The organism is Planococcus sp. TJ-301 (assembly GCF_058268475.1).
The window spans coordinates 1,573,438-1,599,595 of sequence record NZ_JBZDOH010000001.1; the positions used below are offsets into that span (position 1 = coordinate 1,573,438).

24 protein-coding genes are annotated in these 26,158 nt (G+C 48.4%); 10 read left to right on the forward strand and 14 right to left on the reverse strand.

Going from position 1 to position 26,158, the window contains the following annotated elements:
* Positions 1-40: 40 nt before the first annotated feature.
* Together AC4EHJ_RS07770 and AC4EHJ_RS07775 are read right to left on the reverse strand one after the other, a co-directional pair.
* Positions 41-1,069: an ABC transporter permease gene (locus tag AC4EHJ_RS07770; RefSeq protein ID WP_490974987.1), complete on the reverse strand. Its 1,029-nt coding sequence runs from the start codon at positions 1,067-1,069 to the stop codon at positions 41-43.
* The gene (locus tag AC4EHJ_RS07775; protein WP_490974988.1) at positions 1,070-1,933 is read right to left on the reverse strand and encodes an ABC transporter permease subunit; all 864 of its coding nucleotides are present in this window, start codon (positions 1,931-1,933) and stop codon (positions 1,070-1,072) included. It abuts the gene before it with no gap.
* A gap of 152 nt (positions 1,934-2,085) precedes the next feature.
* On the opposite strand from AC4EHJ_RS07775, the gene AC4EHJ_RS07780 reads away from it, so the two are divergent.
* The 3 genes from AC4EHJ_RS07780 (at position 2,086) to AC4EHJ_RS07790 (ending at position 4,648) form a co-directional block, all read left to right on the forward strand.
* Positions 2,086-2,436: a YojF family protein gene (locus AC4EHJ_RS07780; protein WP_490974989.1), complete on the forward strand. Its 351-nt coding sequence runs from the start codon at positions 2,086-2,088 to the stop codon at positions 2,434-2,436.
* Between the two features lie 13 nt (positions 2,437-2,449).
* Positions 2,450-3,139 (forward strand): bacillithiol biosynthesis deacetylase BshB2, encoded by a 690-nt coding sequence (bshB2, locus tag AC4EHJ_RS07785; RefSeq protein ID WP_490974990.1) that lies wholly within the window; start codon positions 2,450-2,452, stop codon positions 3,137-3,139.
* Positions 3,140-3,295: 156 nt separating this feature from the next.
* Entirely contained in the window at positions 3,296-4,648 is a 1,353-nt protein-coding gene (locus tag AC4EHJ_RS07790; protein WP_490974991.1) for a YjiH family protein, read from the forward strand.
* A gap of 56 nt (positions 4,649-4,704) precedes the next feature.
* On the opposite strand, the gene AC4EHJ_RS07795 is transcribed toward AC4EHJ_RS07790, so the two are convergent.
* The gene (locus AC4EHJ_RS07795) at positions 4,705-5,649 is read right to left on the reverse strand and encodes an L-threonine 3-dehydrogenase (protein WP_490974992.1); all 945 of its coding nucleotides are present in this window, start codon (positions 5,647-5,649) and stop codon (positions 4,705-4,707) included.
* 373 nt (positions 5,650-6,022) lie between these two features.
* On the opposite strand from AC4EHJ_RS07795, the gene AC4EHJ_RS07800 reads away from it, so the two are divergent.
* From AC4EHJ_RS07800 to AC4EHJ_RS07815, 4 genes are all read left to right on the forward strand, one after another.
* Positions 6,023-6,841, forward strand: a complete 819-nt coding sequence (locus AC4EHJ_RS07800; RefSeq protein ID WP_490974993.1) for an amino acid ABC transporter substrate-binding protein — start codon at positions 6,023-6,025, stop codon at positions 6,839-6,841.
* Complete coding sequence (locus tag AC4EHJ_RS07805) at positions 6,828-7,529, forward strand: amino acid ABC transporter permease (RefSeq protein WP_490974994.1); 702 nt, start codon at positions 6,828-6,830, stop codon at positions 7,527-7,529. Before AC4EHJ_RS07800 ends, AC4EHJ_RS07805 begins: the two co-directional genes overlap by 14 nt.
* A gap of 30 nt (positions 7,530-7,559) precedes the next feature.
* Entirely contained in the window at positions 7,560-8,309 is a 750-nt protein-coding gene (locus AC4EHJ_RS07810) for an amino acid ABC transporter ATP-binding protein (RefSeq protein WP_490974995.1), read from the forward strand.
* Between the two features lie 134 nt (positions 8,310-8,443).
* A complete protein-coding gene (locus AC4EHJ_RS07815; RefSeq protein WP_490974996.1) occupies positions 8,444-9,655 on the forward strand; it encodes a M20 metallopeptidase family protein in 1,212 nt (403 codons plus the stop codon).
* Positions 9,656-9,778: 123 nt separating this feature from the next.
* On the opposite strand, the gene AC4EHJ_RS07820 is transcribed toward AC4EHJ_RS07815, so the two are convergent.
* The 9 genes from AC4EHJ_RS07820 to AC4EHJ_RS07860 all read right to left on the reverse strand — a co-directional run bounded on the left by AC4EHJ_RS07820 (position 9,779) and on the right by AC4EHJ_RS07860 (position 20,190).
* On the reverse strand, positions 9,779-10,969 hold the full coding sequence (locus AC4EHJ_RS07820) for a glycine C-acetyltransferase (protein ID WP_490974997.1): 1,191 nt from the start codon (positions 10,967-10,969) through the stop codon (positions 9,779-9,781).
* Positions 10,970-11,060: 91 nt separating this feature from the next.
* Complete coding sequence (locus AC4EHJ_RS07825) at positions 11,061-13,163, reverse strand: peptidase M6 (RefSeq protein WP_490974998.1); 2,103 nt, start codon at positions 13,161-13,163, stop codon at positions 11,061-11,063.
* A 213-nt stretch (positions 13,164-13,376) separates the two neighbouring features.
* Entirely contained in the window at positions 13,377-14,510 is a 1,134-nt protein-coding gene (locus tag AC4EHJ_RS07830) for a bifunctional cystathionine gamma-lyase/homocysteine desulfhydrase (RefSeq protein ID WP_490974999.1), read from the reverse strand.
* Positions 14,507-15,439, reverse strand: a complete 933-nt coding sequence (locus AC4EHJ_RS07835) for a PLP-dependent cysteine synthase family protein (RefSeq protein WP_490975000.1) — start codon at positions 15,437-15,439, stop codon at positions 14,507-14,509. Before AC4EHJ_RS07835 ends, AC4EHJ_RS07830 begins: the two co-directional genes overlap by 4 nt.
* 11 nt (positions 15,440-15,450) lie before the next feature.
* On the reverse strand, positions 15,451-15,924 hold the full coding sequence (locus tag AC4EHJ_RS07840) for an S-ribosylhomocysteine lyase (protein WP_490975001.1): 474 nt from the start codon (positions 15,922-15,924) through the stop codon (positions 15,451-15,453).
* Positions 15,925-15,964: 40 nt separating this feature from the next.
* Positions 15,965-16,615: a class I SAM-dependent DNA methyltransferase gene (locus tag AC4EHJ_RS07845; RefSeq protein WP_490975002.1), complete on the reverse strand. Its 651-nt coding sequence runs from the start codon at positions 16,613-16,615 to the stop codon at positions 15,965-15,967.
* Between the two features lie 158 nt (positions 16,616-16,773).
* Complete coding sequence (locus AC4EHJ_RS07850) at positions 16,774-17,415, reverse strand: YczE/YyaS/YitT family protein (protein ID WP_490975003.1); 642 nt, start codon at positions 17,413-17,415, stop codon at positions 16,774-16,776.
* A 71-nt stretch (positions 17,416-17,486) separates the two neighbouring features.
* A complete protein-coding gene (gene ybaK, locus AC4EHJ_RS07855; RefSeq protein WP_490975004.1) occupies positions 17,487-17,975 on the reverse strand; it encodes a Cys-tRNA(Pro) deacylase in 489 nt (162 codons plus the stop codon).
* A gap of 55 nt (positions 17,976-18,030) precedes the next feature.
* Positions 18,031-20,190, reverse strand: coding sequence for a DNA topoisomerase III (locus AC4EHJ_RS07860; protein WP_490975005.1), 2,160 nt, complete (start codon positions 20,188-20,190; stop codon positions 18,031-18,033).
* Between the two features lie 234 nt (positions 20,191-20,424).
* Between AC4EHJ_RS07860 and AC4EHJ_RS07865 the strand changes: the two genes are divergently transcribed.
* Entirely contained in the window at positions 20,425-21,411 is a 987-nt protein-coding gene (locus AC4EHJ_RS07865; protein ID WP_490975006.1) for a nuclease-related domain-containing protein, read from the forward strand.
* A 160-nt stretch (positions 21,412-21,571) separates the two neighbouring features.
* Here the strand turns inward: AC4EHJ_RS07865 and AC4EHJ_RS07870 are convergent, their stop codons facing one another.
* Both AC4EHJ_RS07870 and AC4EHJ_RS07875 read right to left on the reverse strand, forming a co-directional pair.
* A complete protein-coding gene (locus AC4EHJ_RS07870; protein ID WP_490975007.1) occupies positions 21,572-22,135 on the reverse strand; it encodes an NADPH-dependent FMN reductase in 564 nt (187 codons plus the stop codon).
* 135 nt (positions 22,136-22,270) lie between these two features.
* The gene (locus AC4EHJ_RS07875; protein WP_490975008.1) at positions 22,271-24,094 is read right to left on the reverse strand and encodes a cation:proton antiporter; all 1,824 of its coding nucleotides are present in this window, start codon (positions 24,092-24,094) and stop codon (positions 22,271-22,273) included.
* 160 nt (positions 24,095-24,254) lie between these two features.
* Between AC4EHJ_RS07875 and AC4EHJ_RS07880 the strand changes: the two genes are divergently transcribed.
* On the forward strand, positions 24,255-24,437 hold the full coding sequence (locus tag AC4EHJ_RS07880) for an SE1832 family protein (RefSeq protein WP_490975009.1): 183 nt from the start codon (positions 24,255-24,257) through the stop codon (positions 24,435-24,437).
* Between the two features lie 148 nt (positions 24,438-24,585).
* A complete protein-coding gene (locus AC4EHJ_RS07885) occupies positions 24,586-26,145 on the forward strand; it encodes an ABC-F family ATP-binding cassette domain-containing protein (protein ID WP_490975010.1) in 1,560 nt (519 codons plus the stop codon).
* Positions 26,146-26,158: the final 13 nt, after the last annotated feature.

The window sequence follows — 26,158 nt, forward strand, 5'->3', positions numbered from 1 at the left end:
TTTAATGTCATCTATCCTCTTATCCAGAATAAAAAAACCCTCACAACTTGTGAGGGTTTTTTGGTGTTTCAGAATTTTTCAGGAGCACCATTCGGCTGTGCAATTGTTCGCGGTTCCAGTCGACCACCCCTTCATCCGCTGCCAATAACGAGCTGCTTTTAGGAGCTTGAAGGTCTTTCGAACGCAAATAGCCTTCGAGCATCAGCGTGACCGCCAAAATCGACAAAGCGATGAACAACACCGGAAACAGCGGGAGCCATGGCGAGCCGTGTAGATAGCGGAAGGTCGAACCAAACAAGCCGGACCATTCGAACGAAATCGACATCGGCGGATCGCCGAACATCGGATCGTAGCTTATCTTCGTGCCGCCCAAAAATAAGTTCAGCAAGCTTAAATGGGCCAGAATAATGAATGTTTCAATCACTTGCTGGCCATACAACACCGCCAATTTCTCCCGCATCTGCGGATACAGGTGCTTGTGGATGATCCGCGGTTCCCTTGCTCCGAGCACCCGTGCCGCCGTTACGTATTCCTGGCGGTAGAGCAATGCAGCTTCATTGCCGATCAAGACAGCGACAATCGGCATTGTCAGCAATGCCATTAGGAATACCTGGATGGCGATTCTTTCCCAAATGCTATTGGTGAATCCTCCGAGCGGCATCCACAGAACCGGATAAAGAATGTATGCCGCAAAAAGCGTCAGTGGAATATAATGCAGCGAATCAGCCAAGCCCCCGATCCACGGGCGATGGCGCTGCAAATACGTCGCCATGATATAGCCGAGCGGCACTGCGATAAGCATGCGCAATGCGGCAATCGCCAGCGCAGCCAGTATCGTATACTTGCCGCCGATCATCAATTTGCCCCATAAATCATAGCCATACTGATCCGTACCCAACGGGAACTCCCATTTTGGGGAAATCGGCGGGCCTTCCACCGTTCTGCCGTTTTCCGTCACGAAAAAAATCTGTTTCGGCACATTGCCCCATAGCCATTCATAAATAAAACTTCCGCCCAGAAAAAAAGCAAGAATGGCGAATCCTGCTAGAAAATAAGGCTGTTTCCACATTTAAATCGCCTCCTTTCCGCGCAGATGCCGCAGCACAAGCCATTCGCCGATGCTGTACAGCAAAAAAATTGGAAGGAAAAAGCTGAAAATAGAGACCAGGAACACTTGAGGAGAAATATTATCCTTCATAAACAGCATGATACCTGGAATGTTGAACATCAATTCCAGCACAAACAAATTCGACAACATGAACCAGATGGTCTTCTTCGATTGGAAAAAGACGCTGATGATCGCATTGCGGAACATGTGCACCCAAATGACGAACACTTTGGAAAAGCCGAGCGAACGCGCAAGTTCGATGTACATCTTCCGCTCTTCGTCCTGAAACGTCAGCATGCACAAACGATATAATTGGATCATCGGCAATAACGCCAGGCACAGTACCGGCAGCCAATAAATGTGTTCACCTTGGACGACGGCGATTTTGGAAATCAACACATTAGTCTGCAGATAGATGGCAATGACAACAAGCTGGGCCAGCATGATCACCAAAAGATCCGGCAGCGATTCAAGGAAATACAACGCCATTTTGATACGGTGCCGACCCTTTTCTTTCAGCAGCATCGTCAGCACCGTGAATGTGATGGCGAAGAAAATTGCCACCGCGAACGCCAAGAACAAAAGTTCCAATGAATAGGTGATGTAATCGGCAATCGTCGGGAACAGCGGGATTTCCCTATTCGTCCTTAAATTCAGCACTGTAAATTCCTGCAGCGGCCAAATCCCGCGCAGCACCGCTTCCAACGCGGCAGCATATTCCGCGAGCCGCAGTTCCCCGGCCACCAACCCGCCGATCAGCACCGGAAAGCCGCTGATCAGCACAATGCCAAGCACGGAAAAGATAAATTTGATCATTAATTTCATGCATTCCACCCTTTTGCGCACTTTCAAATAAGTCCGAAGATTCTCTTTTCCATATAATAACATTATTTTCATGTTCGTAAATCATCCTAATCGCATTCTTTTGCGATTTTCCCTATACTGAAAGAATACGGATTGCATGAGGAGTGAAAACAATGGAATTAGTCGAAGTTAAGAAACTGCAAGTAGAACTTGATGCGTTCGCAAAAAAAGATGTCTATCTGCATTTGGAAACAACCAATGGTTCATACGCAACTCATTTCAATGAAGGATTTTTTAATGCCGGCGCCTTTATCCGAAATGTAGTCATCAATTATGAGCTTGGTAAAGTAGTTGGCGACAGCCCGCACCGGGTCGGCTTAAAATTGCCGCACGGTTGGGTATACGCGCAAGGCATCACCCATTATGAATTGGACGAGCAGGGGCGCCTGCTGTTAGCCGGCCATGACGGAGCAGGAAAACTGGCGGTTGCGCTGCAAATCAGCGAAACACCGTTCAGTTATTAAGGGGGAAAACAAGATGGCAATTGAAAAAGAACGTCAAGTATTGGTCGTCTTCCCTCACCCGGACGATGAAGCGTTCGGCGTTTCAGGAACGATCGTCACTCATATTCTGCAAGGGACTTCGGTTACATACGCCTGTTTGACGCTTGGTGAGATGGGCCGCAATTTAGGCAATCCGCCTTTCGCAACCCGTGAATCTTTGCCGAATGTCCGTAAAAAGGAATTGCTCGGCTCTGCCCAAGCGATGGGACTTACTGATTTGCGCATGATGGGATTGCGCGACAAAACAGTTGAATTCGAAGATGACGAAAAAATGGTCAAAATGATGGCCGATCTGATCGAGGAATTGAATCCTTCCCTGATCATCACATTTTATCCAAACTTATCTGTCCACCCCGACCACGAAGCAACAGCGCGTGCAGTCGTCCGTGCGGTCCGCCGCATGAAAGACCGGCCGAAGCTGCATTGCGTCGCTTTTGCTAATGAAACACTCGAAGTTCTTGGCCATCCCGACATCATTCACGATGTAACGGCGGTTCGAGACCAAAAAATGAACGCCATGAAAGCACACATTTCCCAAACTGCCTGGATGCTTGAAGAGATGGAATTGAAATTATCTCAAGGCGACACAGATGCGGAAAATTGGCTGACCAAAGAACGATTTTATAATTACCGCTGGCACGAAGATTTCGAAAAATCATTCTAACGAAAACACCCTCTTTTTCTTTTTGAAAAAGGGGGTGTTTTTTCTGTCTCTTATCAGATAATATAAACATTGGTATGAAAGCGTTTCACTAAGGGGAGACGCTGTATAATTACCATTAATCATGTGTTTTAATGCACAAGGAAAAGGGGTTTATTCGTGAAAAAATTTTCAACTTCGACCTGGCTATTATTCTTAATACCTTCATTGCTGGGCGTATTGCTCTTCATCGTTCCTGTGCCCACAGAAGACGGTTGGTCGGTCACTATCGCTGTGCTGGCAAACTGGATGGCTGGATTGATCGAACCGGTTGTTGCATGGATCATGACAGGAATTTTGCTCATAGCGGCAATCGGCTCTCTCGTGATGATTACGAGAAAAGTCAAAGAAGGCCACAAGGTTTCATTTTTTGATAGATTATTCAATGTTAATCTTTTCTGGACAATCGTGCGCATCCTCGGTGCTGCGTTCGCTGTTATGGTCATGTTCAATCTTGGACCGGAAGCGATATGGAGCGAAAACACTGGCGGATTGCTGTTGTCGAGCACTGGCTTGCTGTCATTCTTGTTCACGATTTTCTTATTTGCGGGTTTATTCCTGCCCCTATTGATGAATTTCGGTTTACTTGAATTCTTCGGCACGATAATGTCCAAAATCATGCGCCCGCTGTTCCGGTTGCCTGGACGTTCGTCCATCGATGCACTAGCTTCATGGGTCGGCGACGGTACAATCGGAGTGTTATTGACAAACTCGCAATACATTCAAAACAAATACACGCAGCGTGAAGCTGCAATCATCGGGACGACGTTCTCAGTAGTATCGATCACGTTCGCCATCGTAGTAATTGAAGAAGTGGGCTTGGGCCAATACTTCCTCCCTTATTACGGGACCGTTATTTTAGCGGGCGTCATCCTTGCATTGATCATGCCGCGTATTTTCCCATTGGCGCAAAAACCGACTACTTTCATGAATGGCGATCCTCAGGAAACGATTTCCGAAGATGTTCCTGAAGGCCAGAGCGTCACTTCCCATGGTATTGAAAATGCTTTGACGAAAGCTTCGGAAAACAAATCCGTCAAAGAATTCTTCAAAGACGGCTTCAAAAATGTCTTGGACATGTGGATTGGGGTTGCTCCCGTCGTCATGGCATTTGGTACAATTGCTTTGATCTTAGCGGAATACACACCGGTCTTCTCGATTTTGGGAATGCCGTTCGTCCCTTACTTGAACCTATTGGGCATTCCGCAAGCTGAAGAAGCTGCGCAATTGATGGTTGTCGGCTTTGCTGACATGTTCTTGCCTGCTATTCTCGGTGCCGGATTGGAATCTGAAATGACTCGTTTTGTCGTTGCTACTATGTCGGTCACTCAGTTGATCTACATGTCCGAAGTGGGCGGATTGCTTCTTGGTTCGAAGATTCCAGTCAACATTATCGATCTGATTGTCATCTTCGTATTGCGCACGGTCATCGCTTTGCCGATCGTTGCTGGTGTTGCACATCTTCTCTTCTAATAAAACGAAAAAGCTGGAAGCGAAATTTCGCTTCCAGCTTTTTTATTTGCCGTTATTTAGACGTGTGCTAACTTTTTTTTAAGTTTCTCCAGCATATCCGATGTCATCGCATCCAGGTCATACTGCGTTTTAAAGCCCCATTCGTTTTTCGCTGCTGAAGCGTCGATGCTGTCCGGCCAGCTGTCGGCAATTGCCTGGCGCACCGGATCGACGTCGTAAGACATCTGGAATTCAGGAATGTGCTTGCGGATCGATGCTGCAATCTGCCCGGGCTCAAAGCTCATCGCTGTCACGTTAAATGCGTTGCGGTGGATAAGTTTTGCCGGGTCTGCTTCCATTAAATCGACGATCGCCTGCAGCGCATCAGGCATATACATCATGTCCATGTAAGTGCCTTCAGCGATATAAGAAGTGTAACGTTGTTCTTCGATCGCCTTATAATAGATGTCCACTGCGTAATCCGTCGTGCCGCCGCCTGGTTGTGCCACGTAGGACACCAATCCAGGAAAGCGAACGCCGCGCGTATCGATGCCGAATTTCTGGAAATAATAATCGCATAATAATTCGCCAGCCACTTTGTTGACGCCGTACATCGTCGTCGGGCGCTGCAGCGTGTCTTGCGGCGTATTGTTCTTTGGTGTGGAAGGTCCGAACGCGCCGATCGAGCTCGGCGTGAAGAATTGCATGCCCAGTTCGCGCGATGCTTCAAGGGCGTTGACTAAACCGCCCATATTCAAGTTCCACGCAAGCAGCGGTTTTTCTTCCGCAGTCGCAGACAATAACGCCGCCATGTGCATCATCGTGTCGGCTCCGAAGTCTTTTGCCAAATCGTGCATTTTTTGGGCATCCGTCACGTCCAAGACGCTGAACGGCCCGCTTTGATCGCCAGTTTCCCGGATATCTGTGGCCAATACGTTGTCCGCACCGTAGATTCCGCGCAGCTTTTCCGTCAATTCCGATCCAATCTGTCCCAGTGCACCAGTAATCATTATACGTTCCATCAATAGCACTCCTTTCGAATAAAACAATTGTCCTCTGTAAAAACACATTATTCGTACTGTTTTTGCTGTTTCTATAAGCTTCTCTATGAAGCCATTATAAATTGTTCTCTTTAAAAATACAATGCCTAACGCATTTCAACTACTTCGAACTTGCAGGTTGATGTTGTTGAAAAATGCGCTTTAATGGTGCTATAATAAGTCAGCACTTAATAAAGTCGGCTCCAATCATTGGACCAAAATTGTTGAAAACTTTTTTTTCATCTTAAAACCTAGTATTCCGCTCGGTATATATATTTTCAATCTTGCGGCAAAGCGGCTTTATGTTAGAAAAAAGTTTTCAGCGAAAAAATATAAGAAATCGAGGGGATTATTTATGAAGAAGTTCACATTGGGTTTATTGGCATTAATCGGCGCCGTGTTGTTATTGGCAGCTTGCGGCAGCAACACAGCTGCACCGGATTCAACTAGCGGCGGATCCGAAAGCGCAGAAGAAGATTTGTTGGCGAAAGTACAGGAAGAAGGAACATTGACGATCGGTACGGAAGGAACTTACCCTCCTTTCACTTTCCACGATGAAACCGGCAAATTGACCGGATTCGATGTTGAAATCGCTGAAGAAGTGGCGAGCCGCTTAGGCGTCGAAGCTGAATTTTTGGAAACGCAATGGGATGCTATGTTTGCTGGCCTTGACGCAGAACGCTTTGATATGGTCGCAAACCAAGTCGGCATCAACCCTGAACGTCAGGAAAGCTACGAATTCTCAGATCCATACATCACTTCAACTGCTGTACTAGTCGTACCGAAAGATTCAGAAATCCAAGCATTTGAAGACTTGGAAGGCAAATTGTCCGCCCAGTCATTAACAAGTAATTACGCGGAAACAGCTAAATCGTTTGGCGCAGAAATTGAAGGCGTTGAAGGATTCAACCAAGCAATCGAATTGCTGAACTCCGGCCGTGTCGATGCAACTGTGAACGATAACTTGACTGTCTTGGATTTCTTGAAGCAACGCCCTGAAGCCAATATCGAAATCGTTGACGAAGCGGACGATGCAGCGCAAAGCGCCTTGTTGTTCCGTAAAGGCAGCGGCCCGATGATCGAAGAAGTTAACAAAGCGTTGGCGGAAATGATCGAAGACGGCACGTACGAAGAAATCTCGAACAAATGGTTCGGCGAAAATGTACTTGAATAGTATTTTTACAGATCCGGTTCGCCTCGAGCGGCTGATGGACATCTCCCAGTCTTCCTGGCTTCCGTTGATTGAAGGGATGATTCAGTATACGATTCCACTGTCGTTCATCGCCTTCGTACTGGGGCTTGCCATTGCCGTGCTGACGGCGCTCGCCCGCATTTCGACAGTTAAGATTTTTCAGGTGATTGCCCGCGTTTACGTTTCGATTATCCGCGGCACGCCTTTATTGGTCCAATTGTTCATCCTGTTTTACGGCTTGCCGACGATCGGCGTGGTTATTGACCCGTTTCCGGCAGCCATTATCGGTTTCTCGCTGAATGTCGGCGCTTATGCGTCCGAAGTGATCCGCGCAGCAATCCTGTCCATTCCAAAAGGCCAGTGGGAAGCGGCGAACACAATCGGCATGAGTTACGCCCAATCGCTGCGCCGCGTTATTTTACCGCAGGCAGCGCGGGTATCGATTCCGCCCCTTTCGAACACGTTCATCAGCCTGATCAAGGACACTTCGTTGGCATCGCTGATTCTCGTGACGGAAATGTTCCGTGTGGCACAGCAGATCGCTGCGACCAATTACGAATTCCTGCTTTTATACGGGCAGGCGGCATTGATTTATTGGCTGGTCTGCTTCATTTTGTCCCTCGGGCAAGGCAGGCTGGAAAATCGATTCGACCGTTACGTTTCCCGCTAATAAAGCACACCATGCAGTAAGGAGCAAAATATGATTTCGATTACTGATTTGCATAAGAAATTCGGCAAGCTGGAAGTGCTGAAAGGCATCGATTTGACGGTCGAAAAAGGCCAGGCGGTTGTTGTCATCGGCCCTTCCGGTTCCGGCAAGACGACGTTTCTTCGCTGTCTGAATATCTTGGAAGTTCCGTCCGAAGGCGTCATCACAATCGACGAACAGACAGTGGATTTTTCAAAGCCCGTTCCGAAAAAGCAAGTGAACGCGTTCCGCAAGCAGTCTGCGATGGTCTTTCAGCATTACAACCTGTTCCCCCACATGACTGCACTTGAAAATGTCATGGAAGGACCGGTCATCGTCCAAGGGATCGACAAAGCACAAGCGCGCAAAAAGGCGCAGGCATTGCTCGAGAAAGTCGGGCTTGCAGACAAAGCGGACGAATACCCTTTCCAATTATCAGGTGGCCAGCAACAGCGCGTCGGCATTGCCCGCGCGCTTGCGCTTGAACCGAAAGTGATGTTATTCGACGAACCGACTTCAGCGCTTGACCCTGAATTGGTCGGCGAAGTCCTGCAAGTCATGAAAGACTTGGCGGCTGAAGGCATGACGATGGTCGTCGTTACCCACGAGATGCGTTTCGCACGCGGCGTGGCGGATGAAGTCCTGTTTATGGACGGCGGCGTGATTGTTGAACGCGGCAAGCCGGAAGACATTTTCAGCCACCCGAAAGAAGCTCGCACCCAGCAATTCCTTAGCTTGATTTCCAACACAGATGCAATTTGAAAACACGCTGCCCATTCGGCAGCGTGTTTTTTTATGGATAAATATGCTTTGCAATTGTTTTTTATTCTCCTTTATTTGAAGCCACAGGCTTGTGGGCAGTATACTGAAGATATTATGTGATGAGGAGTGGCACCATGAAAACTGGAATTTACGAAGCGATTGATGCGTTACAGGAAGAAATGACGGCAACCCGCCGCCATCTGCATATGCACCCGGAATTGTCCCATCTAGAAGTCGAAACACCTGAATTTATTGCGAGGCAGCTCCAAGCGCTTGGCGTGGAAGTGCGCCGAGGCGTCGGTGGCCGCGGGGTGGTTGGCAAGATCCGTGGCGGCAAGCCCGGCAAGACGATTGCGTTCCGCGCTGATTTTGATGCACTGCCAATTGACGATAAGAAAGATGCTCCGTATAAATCGACGGTTCCCGGCGTCATGCACGCCTGCGGCCACGATGGCCATACCGCCGCCCTGCTCGGCTTTGCGAAAGCGATGGCCGCCATCAAAGATGAACTGCCCGGCACCATTGTGCTGATCCATCAATTCGGCGAAGAAACGCCGCCCGGTGGCTCCCGCGCCATGATTGCAGATGGCTGCCTCGACGGTGTCGACCTTATTTTCGGTGCACATGTCCAAAGCAGCATGGAATACGGCAAGATTTTTGTGCGCGACGGTTTTTTACAGGCTGCAGAAGATACCTTCAAAATCATAATCCGCGGCTCAGGCAGCCACGGTGCTGAACCACAGCTTGGCGTTGACCCGATTCTGGCCGCGAGCCACGTCATGATTGCGCTGCAATCGATTGTCAGCCGCAATGCAGATCCCCTGCAGGAACTCGTGGTAACTGTCGGCAAATTCCATGCCGGCGAAGCGGACAACGTCATCCCAAGCGAAGCGGTGCTCGAAGGCACCATCCGCGTATTCAATCCAGAACTGCGGCAGCTTGCCAGAGAGCGTCTGACGTCGATAGCGGAGAACGTTGCGCGAGCGATGGGCGCAACTGCAGAAGTGGTGCTCGAAGCCGGCTACGACTCTCTGTGGAACCATTCTGAAGCGATGGATATGGTGCGCGCCGCTGCCCGCAAAACCGTTGGCGAGGATGCGCTGGTGGAGATCGACCCGATCATGCCGGTCGAGGATTTCGCTTATTACACGCAAAAGGTTCCCGGCGCGTTTTTCTTTGTCGGCGCAAAGATGGCGGATGATGCCTTAAGGTTTCCACACCACCACGAAAACTTCGATTTCAATGAAGGCGCAATGGCGATAGCGGCGAAAGTCTTTGCCGCGGCTTATTTTGAAGCGCAGAAATCAGGAATGGATCGTATTTCAGCTACGGCGGACAGTAAATAAAGGTTTGCGGACAGTATTTCTCCTGTCCGGATCGTATTTCTTCATTTACGAACAGTAAACTATAGATATATAAAATGAAAACCCACGAAGCTGATTACACAGCTCCGTGGGTTTTTCGCATTTTTAATTAATAACACCAAGTTCTTTGCCGACTTTTTCGTAAGTCGCAATGGCGTCATCGAGCATTTCTTTCGTGTGCGCCGCAGTTGGCATATTGCGTACGCGTCCAGTGCCTTTTGGAACCGTCGGGAAGACGATCGATTTTGCGTAAACGCCTTCTTCAAATAAACGCTTCGAGAAATGCTGCGTCAATTTTTCGTCGCCGATGATGCATGGCGTAATCGGTGTTTCTGAATCGCCGATATTGAAGCCCAGCTCTTTCAAGCCTTTTTTCAAGTAATCGCCGTTGTCCCATAGCTTGTCATGCAATTCCGTAGAATCCATGATCATTTGCAATGCGCCGATAATCGCTGCTACATCGCCCGGTGGAACAGCCGTCGAGAACAAGAACGGGCGTGCGCGGACTTTCAGCCAATCGATGAGGTTTTGTTTGCCGGCTACATAGCCGCCGACAACGCCGACCGCTTTCGACAGCGTACCCATCTGCAGATCCACTTCTTTTTCAAGGCCGAAATGCTTCACGGTGCCTTTGCCTTTGCCAGTGACGCCTGAACCGTGCGCGTCGTCGACGTACGTGATCAAGTCAAATTCTTTCGCGATTTCCACAATTTCAGGAAGCTTCGCGATGTCGCCGTCCATGGAGAATACGCCATCCGTGATGACCATCACTTTATTGTACAAGCCGGATTCAGTCGCTTCTTTCGCTTTTTGGCGAAGGTCTTCCATGTCTGAATGCTTGAACGCGATGATTTTTGCACGCGACAAGCGGCAGCCATCGATGATTGATGCGTGGTTCAGCTGGTCGGAAAGAATCACGTCATTTTTGTCCATAACCCCTGAAATCGCCGCCATATTGCAGTTAAAGCCTGATTGGAATGAAATCGCGGCTTCAGTCCCTTTGAACTCAGCCAGCTTTTCTTCCAATTTCACGTGGATATCGAGTGTGCCGTTAATTGTGCGGACAGCACCTGCACCGACTCCGTATTTGTCGATCGCGTCTTTCGCCAGTTTTTTTAAATCTTCGTTTGTGGCTAAGCCTAAATAGTTGTTAGAAGACAGGTTGATTAAATCTTTGCCGCGAACCTTGATAATCGCGCCATTCGGTCCTTCAACCGGGTCAATTTCGTTGTATAATCCCTGTTCTTTTAATTCGCCCAGGTTTTCATTTAAAAATGCATCCAATTTTTTTGACAATGCGATCTTCCTTCCATCCTGTATTATTTCACTCCCCTATCATACCGCAATTGAAGGCAAAAGAAAAAGCGGACCGAGGTCCGCTTGCTTCTTACTTCTTGCCTTTAGCTTTGTTTTTATTTGATTTGTAAAGAACTTCGTAAGTGAATTCTTTCGCTTCTTTTTGGCCTTCAGCTGCCGCGTAAGAAGTGATCATTTTCACGTTGCCTTCGCGAAGCACTTGTTGAAGATCCAATGCTTCTTTGTCCGTTACGTTGAATGGATCAACATTGACTACGCGCTGCTGTCCATTTTTCTTCGTTTGGATGAATGTAGTTGTGAAGTCTACGTATTCACCTTTCAATTGGCCAAGAGATTGGAACGGTTCAACTGAAGTACCATCAGCCGAGAAATCACCCAATTGAACATTCTTGATGAACCAGCCCTTATCGTTATAGCCCCAGTCCGTCAAGTTGCGGAATGAAACCAAGACGTCTTGCCCTGCATAAGCTGAAAGGTCGAATGTTTCAGTTGACCAATTTAACTTGTGGCCAGTGAAGCCAGGTACATTTTCTTTGATTTTCGGATAGCCTTCTTCCACTACATCGCTGCGTGTGTTTTCATTCGCCAATGAAGTCCAAGTTTCGCCGTTGTCAGTAGATACTTGTACTGCCGCATAATCCCACTGTTCTTCAATGTCGTAATAATGATCGAACGTCAACGTCGCGTTGTCCGTTGGAACTGTTGCACCAAAAATCAATGCCTGATCCGCTTCGTCGCCGTTGTTTGCGTGCAATACCTGCTCAGAAGCGTCTAATGGATTAGCAGTTGTCTGCCATTGCAATGGAAGGAAATCGACTCCATCAAATTCCATGCCGCGCACGTCTGTGCCGAAGTTGAATTCTTTAAAGTCACCGCCCCAAGCCGGAACGCCTTCTTTTTCAAATGTTTTCGCTTTTTCGAAGTCGACAGTTTTGCCGCGCACGTCGCCATTCGTACCAACTGGCAATTCACGCAAGTTGATGCTGTCGAAGTTGTAGTCGCTGCTTACGTCAGAGTTGTCCAACGCCAAAGCCGCCATGAAGTCTTGGTAAACTTCCGTGAATGTTTTGTCAGAGCCGTAGCGCTTCAATGTTTCATTGACGCTTGGCATGCCTTGGCTTGTGCCGTCAACCGCTAGTTCACGGATGAACTCTTTGCCGAATTTATCGTACATATAAAGCGTGAACAAGTAAGTCTGTCCATAATCTGCAATTGTTTCAGGACCAGTTTTTGCTGTTCCGTGCTCATCCCAATTTACAAGCGAGTTTTCAGGATGATCCAAGTAGAAGTTAATCGAACCTTCGCCGTGGCCGTATCCGCCAAGGAATTCAGAGAATGTGGACATCCCTTCGTTCAACCAAGTTTCTTCCGAACCGTCGTTGTCGGCTTGGATCAAATGCTGCAATTCATGGATTGTCGTTGCGAAGAACGTGTTCTCCAAACGAGTCGCCCATGAGTTTGTGTCGATTGTGATGATGTTGCGGTCTGTATAGTTTTCAAGCGTCTGCCAGAAGAATCCAGCTACGAAGAATGGGTACGATGGATTGTTCCAGCCTTCGTCCTGCACGTTGTCGACAAGCATGATCACTTTGTCTGACCCTTCGTAATAGTTATCAGGAAGTCCAACCATGCCAGGAACAGTCGCGTTTGAGCCGTCCAACGTATCCGGTGTTCCGAAAAACTCAGTTGCTTTCGGATAGATATTGCTGTCAAACTCGGCGCGCAATTTGTCGACTTGAGCCTGTGTTACCACGTCAGCCGGTTTCGGGTTGTTTGGTCCATATTTCAAATCATTCGCTACCCAGATTTCTACATTGTCGCCGATGCTGCGAAGCGTGAAATCCTTGAATTTCAAGTTCCGGTTAAGGAATTTTTTCGTCCCGTGATTTTCTGTGAATGTGCTGCCGGCCGCTGTTTCTGCGCCATTAGTTGATGCATTATCAAGAGCGCCTGCCTGCGCTTTAATCTTTTTATCTGCTTCTTTTTGGAATTCTGGATCCAATGTCAATTTGTTCAATTGCTGGTCGATATCAATTTTGTTCCCGTATTTTGCACTGTTCCAATCAACTGTTGACGGAACCGTTTCTACTGGTGCAGCTGTTGCTGCTGGTGTTAATAAAGACAGTGCCAACGCACTGGCTGAAATGACTGATGCCCATTTGCTTTTACTCATGGATGTGACCTCCTGTAATTGTCAGAATTTTACCGCTGGTTAAAATAATAACATGTTAGACAATTCAGAAGAATATGCTAATGTATTTATTTCGGATGTCGAAACTTAAGTGCGTATATACTATAAAATTTACCAAAGTAAAAATAAAATTGATATTAATAGTAAATTAGTGATTTTTCCGCATGAAAAAACCGCCTCATGGGCGGTTGTACCTCAGCTTAAAGCTTCAGTTAAATCTTCTATTAAATCTTCTACGTCTTCTATTCCGACAGAAATGCGCACCAGCCCGTCGCCAATGCCGAGTTCCGCGCGGCGTTCCGCTGGAATGGAAGCATGCGTCATCTGTGCAGGCACCGAAATCAGGCTCTCGACTGCGCCTAAGCTTTCGGCGAGCGTGAAGTATTTCAGTTTCGCAAGCAATTCACCCGCTTTTTCACGGCTGCCGACATCAAACGAAATCATGCCGCCAAAACCAGCTGACTGTTTCTTCATCAATTCGTGTCCACTGTGTGCAGGCAAGCCAGGATAAATGACTTTCCCAACCGCTTCGTGGCCATCGAGAAACTCCGCAATCTGCTGTGCGTTCGTGCCAGTCTCTTCCATACGGATGCCTAAAGTTTTCAAGCCACGGATCAATAACCATGAATCCTGAGGCCCTAAAATCGCACCGATTGAATTCTGGACAAAATGCATTTCTTCCGCCAGTTCAGCTGTATTCACGACAACCAGTCCGGCCACAACATCGCTGTGTCCACCAATGTATTTCGTCGCGCTGTGCAGGACGATATCTGCGCCCAATGGGATTGGGTTCTGTAAATACGGCGTCATGAATGTGTTATCGACAATCGTCAGCATGCCTTTCGCTTTCGCGAACGCGGAAACCGCTTCGATATCCGTTACTTTCAACAGCGGATTTGTCGGCGTTTCAATGAAAATCGCTTTCGTGTTTTCTTGTACTGCTGCTTCTACTGCAGCTAAATCTCCCGTGTCGACAAACGTGAATTCAAGGCCGAAGCGGTTCAAGACTTTATTGACGACCCGGTAAGTGCCGCCGTAGACATCATCTGTCAAAATAACATGATCACCCGCTGAAAACAGCATCATAACGGAAGAAATTGCCGCCATGCCTGAAGCAAACGCAAATCCAGCGTGACCGTATTCGACATCCGCAATCAATTCTTCGAGAGCGTGCCGCGTAGGGTTACCGGTGCGGGAATACTCGTAGCCTTTGAATTTGCCGACTGCTTCTTGCTTGTATGTGCTCACTTGGTAAATCGGAGTTGATACGGCACCTGTCGCCTCATCTCCAAAAATACCGCCGTGAATCAATCTTGTTTTCGGTTTCATGTATGATCCTCCTCAAAAGTTCTTCCGTAGATGTTCTGGCTCATGTAGCGCTCGCTTGAATCCGCGAACACCGTAACGATATGGCTTCCAGGCTCCGCTGCAGCGGCTTCTTTCAAAGCTGCCTGAAAGGCGGCTCCCGAAGAACTGCCGACGAGCAGCCCTTCTTTTAGCGCCAATTCCTTTACTGCTGCAAACGCATCCTTATCCATGATGGTGTGGATTGCGTCAAAATAAGTTTCATCCATATAAGCAGGCAAGATCTCCATGCCGATGCCTTCCGTCAAATGCGGACCTGGCACCCCCTGAAGTATCGAGCCTTCCGGTTCAACAATAACGGTTTTAATTTTTTTATTTTTTGCTTTCAAGAAACGCGATGTTCCCATGAATGTGCCGCCTGAACCCGCGCCCGCAACAAAGACATCGATGGCGCCATCCAGCGCTTCCCATAATTCAGGTCCCAATGTACGGACATAGGTTTCCGGGTTTGCCGGGTTGGAGAATTGCGAAGGCGAAAAGGCACCGAGTTCTTCGACAAGTTTTTCAGCTTTTGCAATCGCGCCTTTTATGCCTTCTGAAGTCGGCGTGTTGATGACTTCTGCTCCAAGCGCGCGCATCAAGCTCTGCTTTTCCTGGCTGAATTTTTCCGGTACAACGAATTTCACTTGGTAGCCTTTGCCGATTGCTGCGATAGCCAGACCAATCCCGGTATTTCCGGCAGTCGGTTCGACAATCGTGCCCCCTGGCTTCAGCAGCCCGCGGCTTTCGGCATCTTCAATCAAAGAAACACCCAGGCGGTCTTTGACGCTGCCGCCCGGGTTGAAAAATTCAAGCTTGGCAAAAATCCGGCAGTTGTTCGGAATCTCGATATGCGTCAATTCCAATAAAGGTGTGTTGCCGATCAATTGCTGTATGCTGGACGCAAATTTCATGTCAATTCCCCTTATACCGTTTCTTCGACGAACACGTGACGCCATTCGTCTTTTTTTGCAAGCATTTCACGCGCTAATTCTTTCGCGCCTTCCAAGCTATGGCTCGCAGCCCAGCCGCATTGGACTTCATTGCAAGCCGGTACTTCGTCTGCTTCGATCACGTCATTCAACGTGTTTTCCAAAATGACCAAAATGTCATCGAAATCGTCATGGTTGATGACCGACAAATAAAATCCGGTCTGGCAGCCCATCGGTCCGATGTCGATGATCTGTTCTGAATGGTTGCGGCTATGTTCCGCCATCATGTGTTCCAAGGAATGCAGGCCAGGCATTTCCATATGCTCTTTGTTCGGCTGCTTGAAGCGGATATCGTATTTACGGATGACATCGCCGTTTGCCCCTGTTTTCTCTCCTGCTAAACGCACGTAAGGCGCAACTACTTTTGTATGGTCCAAATTAAAGCTTTCAACATTCATCTTTTTCATGAAATCGTCTCCTTTGGGTATGGTGATTTTGTGACGGAGCTTAGCGGCCGTCTTCGCTTTTCTTTGTCGCGTCGATCAACCACACATAGCTGTTCAACTGTGTGAATTCCACTGTGAAACCGGCATCTTCGATTAATTCTCTGAGTACAGGCAGCGTGGTGTAATACTCGCGCTGCAGATCTTCTACTAGATTAGCATAAGCCCGCGCTTGTTCAAATTCAATTTTTTGCTGTTTTTTTTCAGCAGATTCGAACACAGTGTCAGCAAAAACGACTTTTCCGCCTGCCGGCAATTTCTGTGCATAAAGTTTGAACGCCTGCGCTTTTTCCGCATCCGTCAAATGGTGAAATGCGTAAGAGCTGGTGAAAGTCTTCACTTCTCCCGTCAAAGGGAAGTCCAGAAAATCGCCGTCGAACAGCGGAAGTTCCGGCAGCTTTTGCGAAGTGGCTTCGCGCATCGCGGCGTTCGGTTCAATGCCAGTCACGTGCATACCGCGCTCAAGCAGTTTCTGCGTTAAATTTCCTGTGCCGACGCCGAACTCCACGACCGGGCCGATTGCCACATCGGCTGTCGCCCGCAGGATGCCGTCGTAATGCTTGAAAACGTCTTCGTATTCTTTATCTTTTCCTTCAACTGATTCGTCATAAGTGTGCACCCATTCATCGAAAATCTCTACGAACTCGCGTCCCATAAAATTAACCCCTTTTAGTGATAATAGTATTCTTTTTGCTAGTGCGGAATAGCGCTGGCAGACATTGGCATCCTTTTAATCATTATAATGCCTATTGAATTACTTGGTTTTATTTATAACATAAAAAATGCAGGGATTCAACTTCCCTGCACTCGGTTTCACATTTTCAAAATGGGTGGGACGTCTGTACCTTTTTCGATGATTCTTTTCAAGAGGCGCTCGAATTGCGGCAGCGAGATCTGGACGATTTTGCCGGTGAACACTGCGACGGCAATCGTGCCGATTCCAACAGGGCCCCCAAGCAGCCAGCCGATAAATGCGACAGACACTTCCATCGTCGTCCGGATTATGCTGATGCTGAGACCCGTTTTTTCTACAAGCAGCAGCATCAGGCTGTCGCGCGGTCCTGCTCCGATGCGCGGCGCCACGTATATGCCGACGCCGTAACCCGCGATCACCAGACCAATCACGAACATTGCTGTTTGGCCCGCAAGCGTTTCAATCTCCGGAATCATCCAGTTGAAGACGTCAATGAAGACGCCAATCAGCAGCATGTTCAAAAACGTACCGATTTGCGGAATTTTGCGGGTGAACACCACTGTCGAAACAATGACGGCCAAACCGACCAAAATCGCCCACGTGCCGATTGTCAGCCCGAAATTTTTAAATAAGCCGACGTTCAGTACGTCCCATGGCCCAATTCCGAGCCGGTCCGCTTTGATGACCATTGTAAAGCCCAGTGCCAAAACAATCAGTCCGCTAATAAAAAACAGCCAGCGGTAAAATAATGCACGTCCCATTCTGACCCTTCTTTCTTTTGCATTTGCATAGTGAGAGCCCACCCACTCAAAAGAATGGATGGGCTTTCTAATCAGCCCGCCATTGTTACGTCGGCGTATTGGCCGTTCATGGTTTTCATCAAATCATCAGGCGACAGCTTCAACTGCATGCCGATCTTGCCGGCAGAGACGATGATTTCGTCCAAGTTCTCGGCTTGCCGGGCAAGAAATGACGGAAAGGGCTTTTTCATACCTAGCGGCGAACAGCCGCCGCGGATATATCCCGTCAAATGGAGGATTTCTTTCACCGGCACCATCTCGATTTTCTTTTCGCCGGCGGCTTTCGCTGCGGCTTTCAAGTCGAGTTCTTTTGCTACCGGGATGATAAAGACATAATGCTGCTTCGAGCTTCCGGCAGCGACAAGCGTTTTATAAACTGTTTCAACCGGATAGCCGATTTTCACCGCAACCGAAACGCCGTCGATCTTGCCGTCCTGCGGATCGTATTGGAGAACTTCATGCGCCACGTTCTCTTTATCGAGAATGCGCGCCGCGTTAGTTTTCGCGACTTTCTTCGCCATGGACTGCACCTCGCATGCTCATTTTGTCTAAGCATATCATTAAAGGGAGTGGAAATTAATCATTCTGCCCCAATAATTTCTTCAACGCATCCGCCATGGCCGTATTGGCTGGCGCTTCGTCTTGCTGGTTCATGAATTTATTGACATCTTTTTTGTTCGCTTTGGACTGGTTGCTGTTGCGGCGCTTTTCGAATGCCGACAGCTTTTCCCGGTGCCCGCATTTGCAGACGAAAATTTTGCCGTCACCTTCGCCTTGCATTTCCAGCTTTTTATGGCAGTTCGGGCAGCGTGCGTTCGTCTGCATCGCCACTTGTTTTTTGTAGCCGCATTCGCGGTCTTGGCATACGTTCATCTTGCCGCGCTTGCCGTTGACTTCAAGCAGCGGCTTGCCGCAGTCGGGGCACGTCTTGCCGGTGATGTTGTCGTGTTTGAATTTTTGGTCGCTCTTCTTGATGTCCGATACCGATTTCTCAGCAAATTGAATCATTTCTTTCATAAATTCTTCTTTCTTCAGCTCGCCTTTCGCGATTTTCGTCAGCTGCTGCTCCCAGTTCGCTGTCAGTTTCGGCGACTTCAGATCTTCCGGCACGAGTTCCAGCAACTGGCGCCCTTTCGAAGTGATGGTCAGATCTTTGCCCTTCTTTTCAATCAAGAACGTATTGAATAATTTATCGATGACGTCCGCACGCGTCGCCACGGTTCCGAGTCCACCTGTTTCGCCAAGCGTCTGGATCAATTCTTTCGATTCGCCTGCCATGAACTGCGACGGGTTTTCCATCGCGCCGAGCAGCGTTCCTTCATTGAAAAATGCCGGCGGCTTCGTTTTGCCTTCCGTCAGCGCAACGCCTTTGATGGGAAGCTTCTGTCCCCTTTCAAATGGCGGCAGCGACGTATCGCCGTCTTCCTCGTCATCGGAATAAACACGTTTCCAGCCTTCATTGCGGATCGTATTGCCTTTCGTCTGGAACGTCTCGCCGCCCGCTTCAATTGTCACCGTCGTCTGGTCGTATTCGTACATCGGGTAAAAAACGGCAAGAAAGCGCTTGGCAATCATGTCGTATAACTTATGCTCTTTGTCGGAAAGGTTGTGCATCTGCGGCGTTTCCTCGGTCGGGATGATGGCGTGGTGATCGCTCACTTTGCTGTCATCGATGACACCTTTTTGCGGAGCCACTGGCGATTTGAGGATCGTCGCTGCAAGCGCGCGATAAGGCCCAGTCTGCACGGCTTTGACGCGATCTATCAGTGTGTCTTTCATGTCGGACGTCAAATGCTTCGAATCCGTCCGCGGGTACGTGACGATTTTGTAGCGCTCGTATAAATTCTGCAGCGTGTTCAGCGTCTCTTTCGCCGACCAGCTATACCGCTTATAGGCCTCTTTCTGCAATTCCGTCAAGTCGAATAAAGGCGGAGCCGGCTGTTTCTTCGGCGTCACTTTGATGTCCGTGACGACGCCTTCGTGCGTATGTTCCAGTTTATTGAACAGCCCTTGGATTTTATCTTTGTCGAACGACTGAGGCGACTTGCCGTCCGTCCACGTAAACGCTGCCTGTTCAGCGACAGCCTGCAGCCCGTAATACGGCTTCGGCTGGAAGCTGCGGATCTGCTGTTCCCGTTCGGCGATCATCGCAAGCGTTGGCGTTTGCACGCGTCCCGTCGATAATTGCGCATTGTATTTCACCGTCAATGCGCGCGTCGCGTTGATGCCGACCACCCAGTCAGCTTCTGCGCGTGCAACTGCCGCCTGAAAGAGGTTTTCGTACGCTTTGCCGTCTTTCAGGTTGTTGAAGCCGTCGGTGATCGCTTTGTCGGTGACCGACGAAATCCACAAACGCTTGACCGGCTTGTTCGTTTTCGTCTTCTCCAGGATCCAGCGCGCCACGAGCTCGCCTTCGCGCCCCGCATCGGTCGCAATGATGACTTCATTGACATCGCCTCTCGCTAGTTGCGCTTTCACCGCGTTGTATTGCTTCATTGATTGTTTAATAGGCACCAGCTTGAATGGCTGCGGGATAATCGGCAGACTTTCCATCTTCCATTCTTTGAAGTCGTTGTCGTATTGTTCCGGCTGCGCTTGCGTCACCAAATGCCCGAGCGCCCAAGTCACAATATACTGCTTGCCTTCCAAATAACCGTTGCCTTTTTGAGCGCATCCCAGCACGCGTGCAATATCGCGCGCCACCGATGGCTTTTCTGCAAGTATGACTGATTTCATATTTCCTTCACCCTCATTTCTATAGCGTTTATTATAACATCTTCCGGTTTTGGTGGGTTGTCGCGGGGGTTGGACAGTATTTGCGGATTGTGAGGAAGTATTTTGTTCCGAACGGAAAGTATTTTGCTCTTCAAGGGAAGTAAAACCTTTTAATGGAAATAAAATCCCACAGCTTCTTGCGGCAAGATCGCCCTTGGGATATATTCAAATTAGAACGATAAAGGAGTTGATGCTTTGATCTTAAAACACCGCACCCCACCGCCAGACATCTTCCAGTTGGCGAGTTTATTAAAACGGATCCCTCATACTCACCCCCAATTTCCCCATTGGACAGAAAAACTTCGCCGCATCAGCGCCGGATACCACGGAGAACAGCGCGTAGACTCGTTGTGGCATGAAATTGACATTCCCATTCCCCACTTTTTTATCCATGATTTGTTTTTCCAGAAACCCAAATCTTCTCATCAGATAGACACGGTATTAGTGACGAGCCGCTTTATTTTGATACTCGAAATCAAAAGCATTTCAGGAGTATTGAATTTCGATTCTCAGACCCGTCAATTTTCGCGAACCAATAAAGATGGCAGCATCGATGGCATGCGCAATCCGGACGACCAGATCCGGCGACATGAAAAATGGATGGCGCAGTTTCTTGAAGAGCGCAAAATTGCGTTGCCTGTGATTGGCGCCATCATTTTCGCTTATCCTTCTGCCATCATCGCTTCAAAAGCTGACAACCGAATCCTTCTCCAATCTTCCGGTTTGCCATATTTGCTGGATCAATTGTTGTCGGTCCACAATGAGGATGCCTTATCCAAAACTTCGACAAAGAAACTCGCTACTCAGATACTCCGTCTTCACTCTCATAAATCATTGGCGATGCCCGTATTGCCAGCTTCTTTTCAAAAAGGCGTGATTTGTCCCCAATGCGAGAATCACATCTTAGTTTATTCACGGAAAAAATGGCGTTGCAGCAGATGCTTTTATGCAGATGCTAATTGCCACCTCAGCGCTTTGGCGCAATATCGCCATTTAATCGGACTGACTATCACAAACAGAGAGTTCCGTGATTTTACTGGTATCGGTTCCGTTGCTACCTCTTCAAAATTATTAAAATCGGCGCAAATGCCTTTTCAGGGAAGTTATAAGGATCGGGTATATTTCATTCCCGAAGAAGTTTGCGCCTTGGAAAGTATTTCCCCTCCAACAGAAAGTATTTGAAAGGTTAGAGAAAGTATTTAGCCGGCAATGGAAAGTATTTCAGCACTCAGAGGAAGTAAATACGTTTGATGGAATAAAACATTCAGATTATAGAAAAAAATTCCAAACCAAGCCCTATACAAACAAAAAAACCTCCCGCGGGAGGTTTTTTCACTTTTGCTTATGGATTATCAATCGTTTCCTTTGATAAATGTGTGCTCATCTTCGCGTATTCTGCAAACACACGCGCCAACTCGCGCAAACGGTCATGCACATCTTCGTTGATGATGGAGTTGGTTTCGTCGAAATGGCTCGTATGCGTGTAGACGTAGTTCGGCGTGACAAGGCAACGGAAATAATCGAGTATCGGCTTCAGCTGGTTCTCGATGACCAGGTGATGCTGGTACGTGCCTCCGTTCGCGACGATCGATACCGGCTTGTAGCGCATCGTGCGCGGATGCAGCATATCGAAAGCGTTTTTCAAGACGCCTGGAATCGAGCCCTGGAAAATCGGCGTCGCGATGATGTAGCCGTCCGCCTGTGCAAAGCGGCGCACCATCTCCTGCATGTCTTCGTTGTAATCGCCAAGCGGGCGGCCATCAACGAATTGATGCTCGAAATCACTGAGATTCATGATTTCCAAAGTCATTTCGGGATTGGTCTCCTCGATATACAATTTCACCTGCTCCAGGATTGCCCCTGTTTTTCTTCCAATAATCGTACCGTCCACCAATAAAATTTTCATCGTTGAATCCTCCTCAAATACGTATATGCCAGGCGGCCGCGCCGCCCTTCTAGTAGTAACTAATCAATCGACCTCACTTCATGATAGCAAACCCGGTTTCATTATACGCATCTAAAAACTTTCCTATAGAAGATTTCATTCTTTAGACTGAGATTCGATGCGGCTGCGATTCGATTCCAGTTTGCCTTGGACACGGATTTCCTGGTGCTCTGGCGGAGAAAAGCTGACGAGGGTGTCGCCTTCTTTTGGCTCCAGTCCGGAATCCGCGGTAATAAATTCAAGTTTTCCTTGCACGCGCTTGATGAACAGCGGAATCGTGCCTTCAATCGACCGTTCCTTAAATTCTTCATACGTAAACTGTCCGGTGATTTGCGTCTTGCGCATTGCATACCCCTGTTCAGCTTTGAGATCGAGTTCATGGATATTCCATTCGTTGCCGAACAGCGTCCGTCCACTCAATGATGCATGGAAATCAGCTGGATCGCCCGTGTGGATGGCGGTCTGGTAAAGGTTCAATCGTCCCATCTCAGGGACGTAATTATTGACGACCAGCGCGTTATACGAATCCGTTTCGGTCGCAACGACCATCATTTCATAAGGCGTCAAATCGATTTCGTAATCGGTGTGTTCAGACAGGATTTCGCCGGTGAAGTTAGGCAATCCCGCTTGTCGAGCCTGCTGCAGACGGCCCCATGACGGATCCATGATGAGCACTTTTTGATTTATTTCCTTAAGCACCTTGCCGAGGCTGGTGGTGAAGCGGCTGCCTCCGACGATTAGTACACCTGGAGCTTCGGACGAGGCCAAGTCCAGTTTTCGCCCGAGCCAACCGATTGTGAAGCCGTGCGCGATAACGGTCGAAAACACCAGCGCGAACGTCAGCGCGGTCAATAATTCTGCATCTTCGAACCCGGCTTCAAGTAAGGTGCTGGCGAAATAACCCGACACCGTTAATGCGACAATGCCGCGGGGCGCAATCCAGCCGATCAAGGTTTTCTCCTGCCAGCTCAGGTCGGTGCCGATTGTCGACAGCCAAATCGACAGCGGCCGCACGATGAACAGCGTCGTCAAGACGAATGCGATGATGCGCCAATTAAAGATTTCCAGCAGCACATCCAGGCTGAGCGATGCTGTCAGCATGACGAATATACTCGAGATGAGCAGCACGGAGATGTTTTCTTTGAAATGGCGCATATCATTGATGGACGTGATGTTCATATTGGCCATCGTCATCCCCATCGCTGTGACGGCAAGCAATCCGGTTTCGTGCATGATCAAATCCGAGACGACGAATGTCAGCAGCACGACGCCAAAGACCATAGGCGATTTGAGGAATTCAGGCACTTGCCCTTTTTCGAACATCCGGCCCATGCCGAATCCGGCGCCGACGCCAAGAATGACAGCAAACAGCGAGGCCAGGAAAAACAATCCGAACGCCGCAGCGGTTTCATCGCCTATCGCGAACAGCACAAACTGAAATGCGAACAGCGCAAGCAATGCGCCAAACGGATCGACGACAATGCCTTCCCATTTCAGGATGGCGGCAGGACGCGCGTTCAGCTTCGCCTGCCGGAGCATCGGCAAAATCACCGTTGGGCCCGTGACAATGAACAATCCGCCGATGACGAACGCCACAGCCCACGACAAGCCCGCCATATAATGGGCGGCAAGCGATCCTGCAATCCAGGCGATTAATGCGCCAATGGTTACAATCCGCCCTACCGGCTTACTGAATCCCCTTATTTCTTTGAAGTTCAGGTTCAAACTGCCTTCAAACAGGATAATGGCTACCGCCAATGAAATAAATGGATTGAATAAGTCGCCAAAACTTGTAGCCGGGCTGATGATACCCAGCAGCGGACCTGCTAAGAGGCCGGCGATCGACATTAAGACAATTGCTGGCAGCTGCAAGCGCCAGGCAATCCATTGGGAGAACACCCCAAGAAAAATGATAAGCATCAAATCGAACAACAAACTATTAATGTCATGCGCCCTCCTTCCTGAAGTATTGCCTATTATATCGGTTATACCCCAATTTTTAAAAGCACAAGCCCGATGCTTAAGGATTTAAATTTTGTGGATTTGTGATACAATAAGGAAAAACTAAGGATGGATTTCTTTGACTAGAGAAGAATTGGAATATGCAATCGCTGAATTGAAGATGGATTATGTGCGCCACCAAGGCGACATTGAGAAGCTGGAAACGACCGGGCATCATCAAATGGTGGAAAAAGCGGAACAGCGTTTAGCGAACATGGAGCAAAACCTTGCGGAATTGAACAAACAACTCGCGGAATTGTAGACCGCGATTTTTTTTTGACATCTTTTATGCCGGTGCCTTTGCCAAGCGCCTGTGCCTGATTCGGCACAACTGGATTTTTTCGGCACATCCGCATTCAAAGAGTTTAGCATCACCTTAAAAGGTTTGAAAAAATGGAGGAATTTATTAAATGGCTTTATTAACAGTAGAAAACCTTAGTCACACATTCGGTGACCGTACCTTGTTCAACGATGTGTCGTTCCGCTTGGTTGAAGGCGAGCATGTCGGCCTGGTCGGCGCAAATGGCGTCGGCAAATCGACAATGATGAATATTTTGACGGGCAAAATCATCCACGATGAGGGCCGTGTCGAATGGCAGCCGAGAACGCATTACGGCTATTTGGATCAGCATACACAATTGACCCCAGGGCGCACAATCCGCGAAACGATGCAGGATGCGTTCAAGCCGCTTTATGTCAAAGAAGCGGAATTGAACGACATCGCTATGCAAATGGGCGATCCTGATGCTAACCTGGAAGAATTATTGGAAGAGATGGCGGAAGTGCAGGATGCTTTGGATGCCGGCGACTTCTATACGCTTGACGTGAAAATCGAAGAAATTGCACGCGGCCTTGGCCTTGACGCTATCGGACTGGAACGCCCTGTCGAAGCTCTTTCGGGTGGACAACGGACCAAATTGCTGCTCGCGAAATTGCTGTTGGAAAAGCCGAAAGTGTTATTGCTGGATGAGCCAACCAACTATTTGGACGAAGAACATATTCAATGGCTCGTCAATTATTTGAAAAACTACCCGCATGCGTTTTTGTTGATTTCGCATGATACGGAATTCATGAGCAGTGTTACAGACGTCATCTTCCACTTGGAATTTTCTCGCCTGTCTCGCTACACAGCCACTTACGAGAAATTCATTGAACTTGCAGACCTTGCGAAAAAACAGCATTTGGACGCTTATGAAAAACAAGCCGACATGATCAAGAAAACCGAGACGTTCATTGCTAAAAACAAGGCACGTGCCTCTTCAGCCGGACGTGCGAAATCACGCCAGAAACAATTAGACCGCATTGACCGCATTGACAAGCCGGAAGTTGCTGCGAAACCGCAATTTTCTTTTAAAGAAACGCGCAGTCCAAGCCGTTATGTAGTCGAAGCGGAAGCTTTGACGATCGGCTACGACAAAGCCCTATTGCCGCCATTGACATTCATGATCGAACGCGGTGAGAAAATCGCTTTGGTCGGCATGAACGGCGTCGGGAAATCGACGCTGCTGAAAACGATGCTTGGCAAGATCAAACCGCTTGACGGCGATGTGATCCGCGGCGAATATTTGACGCCGAGCTATTTCGAGCAGGAAGTAAAAGCACCAAGCCATACGCCGCTTGATGAAATCTGGGCTGCTTATCCAAGCATGGAACAAGGGCAAGTCCGCGGAGCTTTGGCCCGCACTGGCTTGAAGAACGAGCACATTTCCCGTTCGATGACTCAATTGAGCGGTGGCGAACAAGCGAAAGTCCGCTTGTGCAAATTGATGATGGAAGAAAGCAATTGGCTCATTTTCGATGAACCGACAAACCATTTGGACATCGATGCCAAAGCTGAATTGAAACGCGCAATGCAAGCCTATAAAGGCACAATTGTCCTGGTAAGCCACGAACCTGAATTTTATGAAGGACTTGCGACGAAAGTCTGGAATGTGGAAGAATGGATTGAAGCAGGAAAACATTCATTATAAGTTTCAGAAAAAT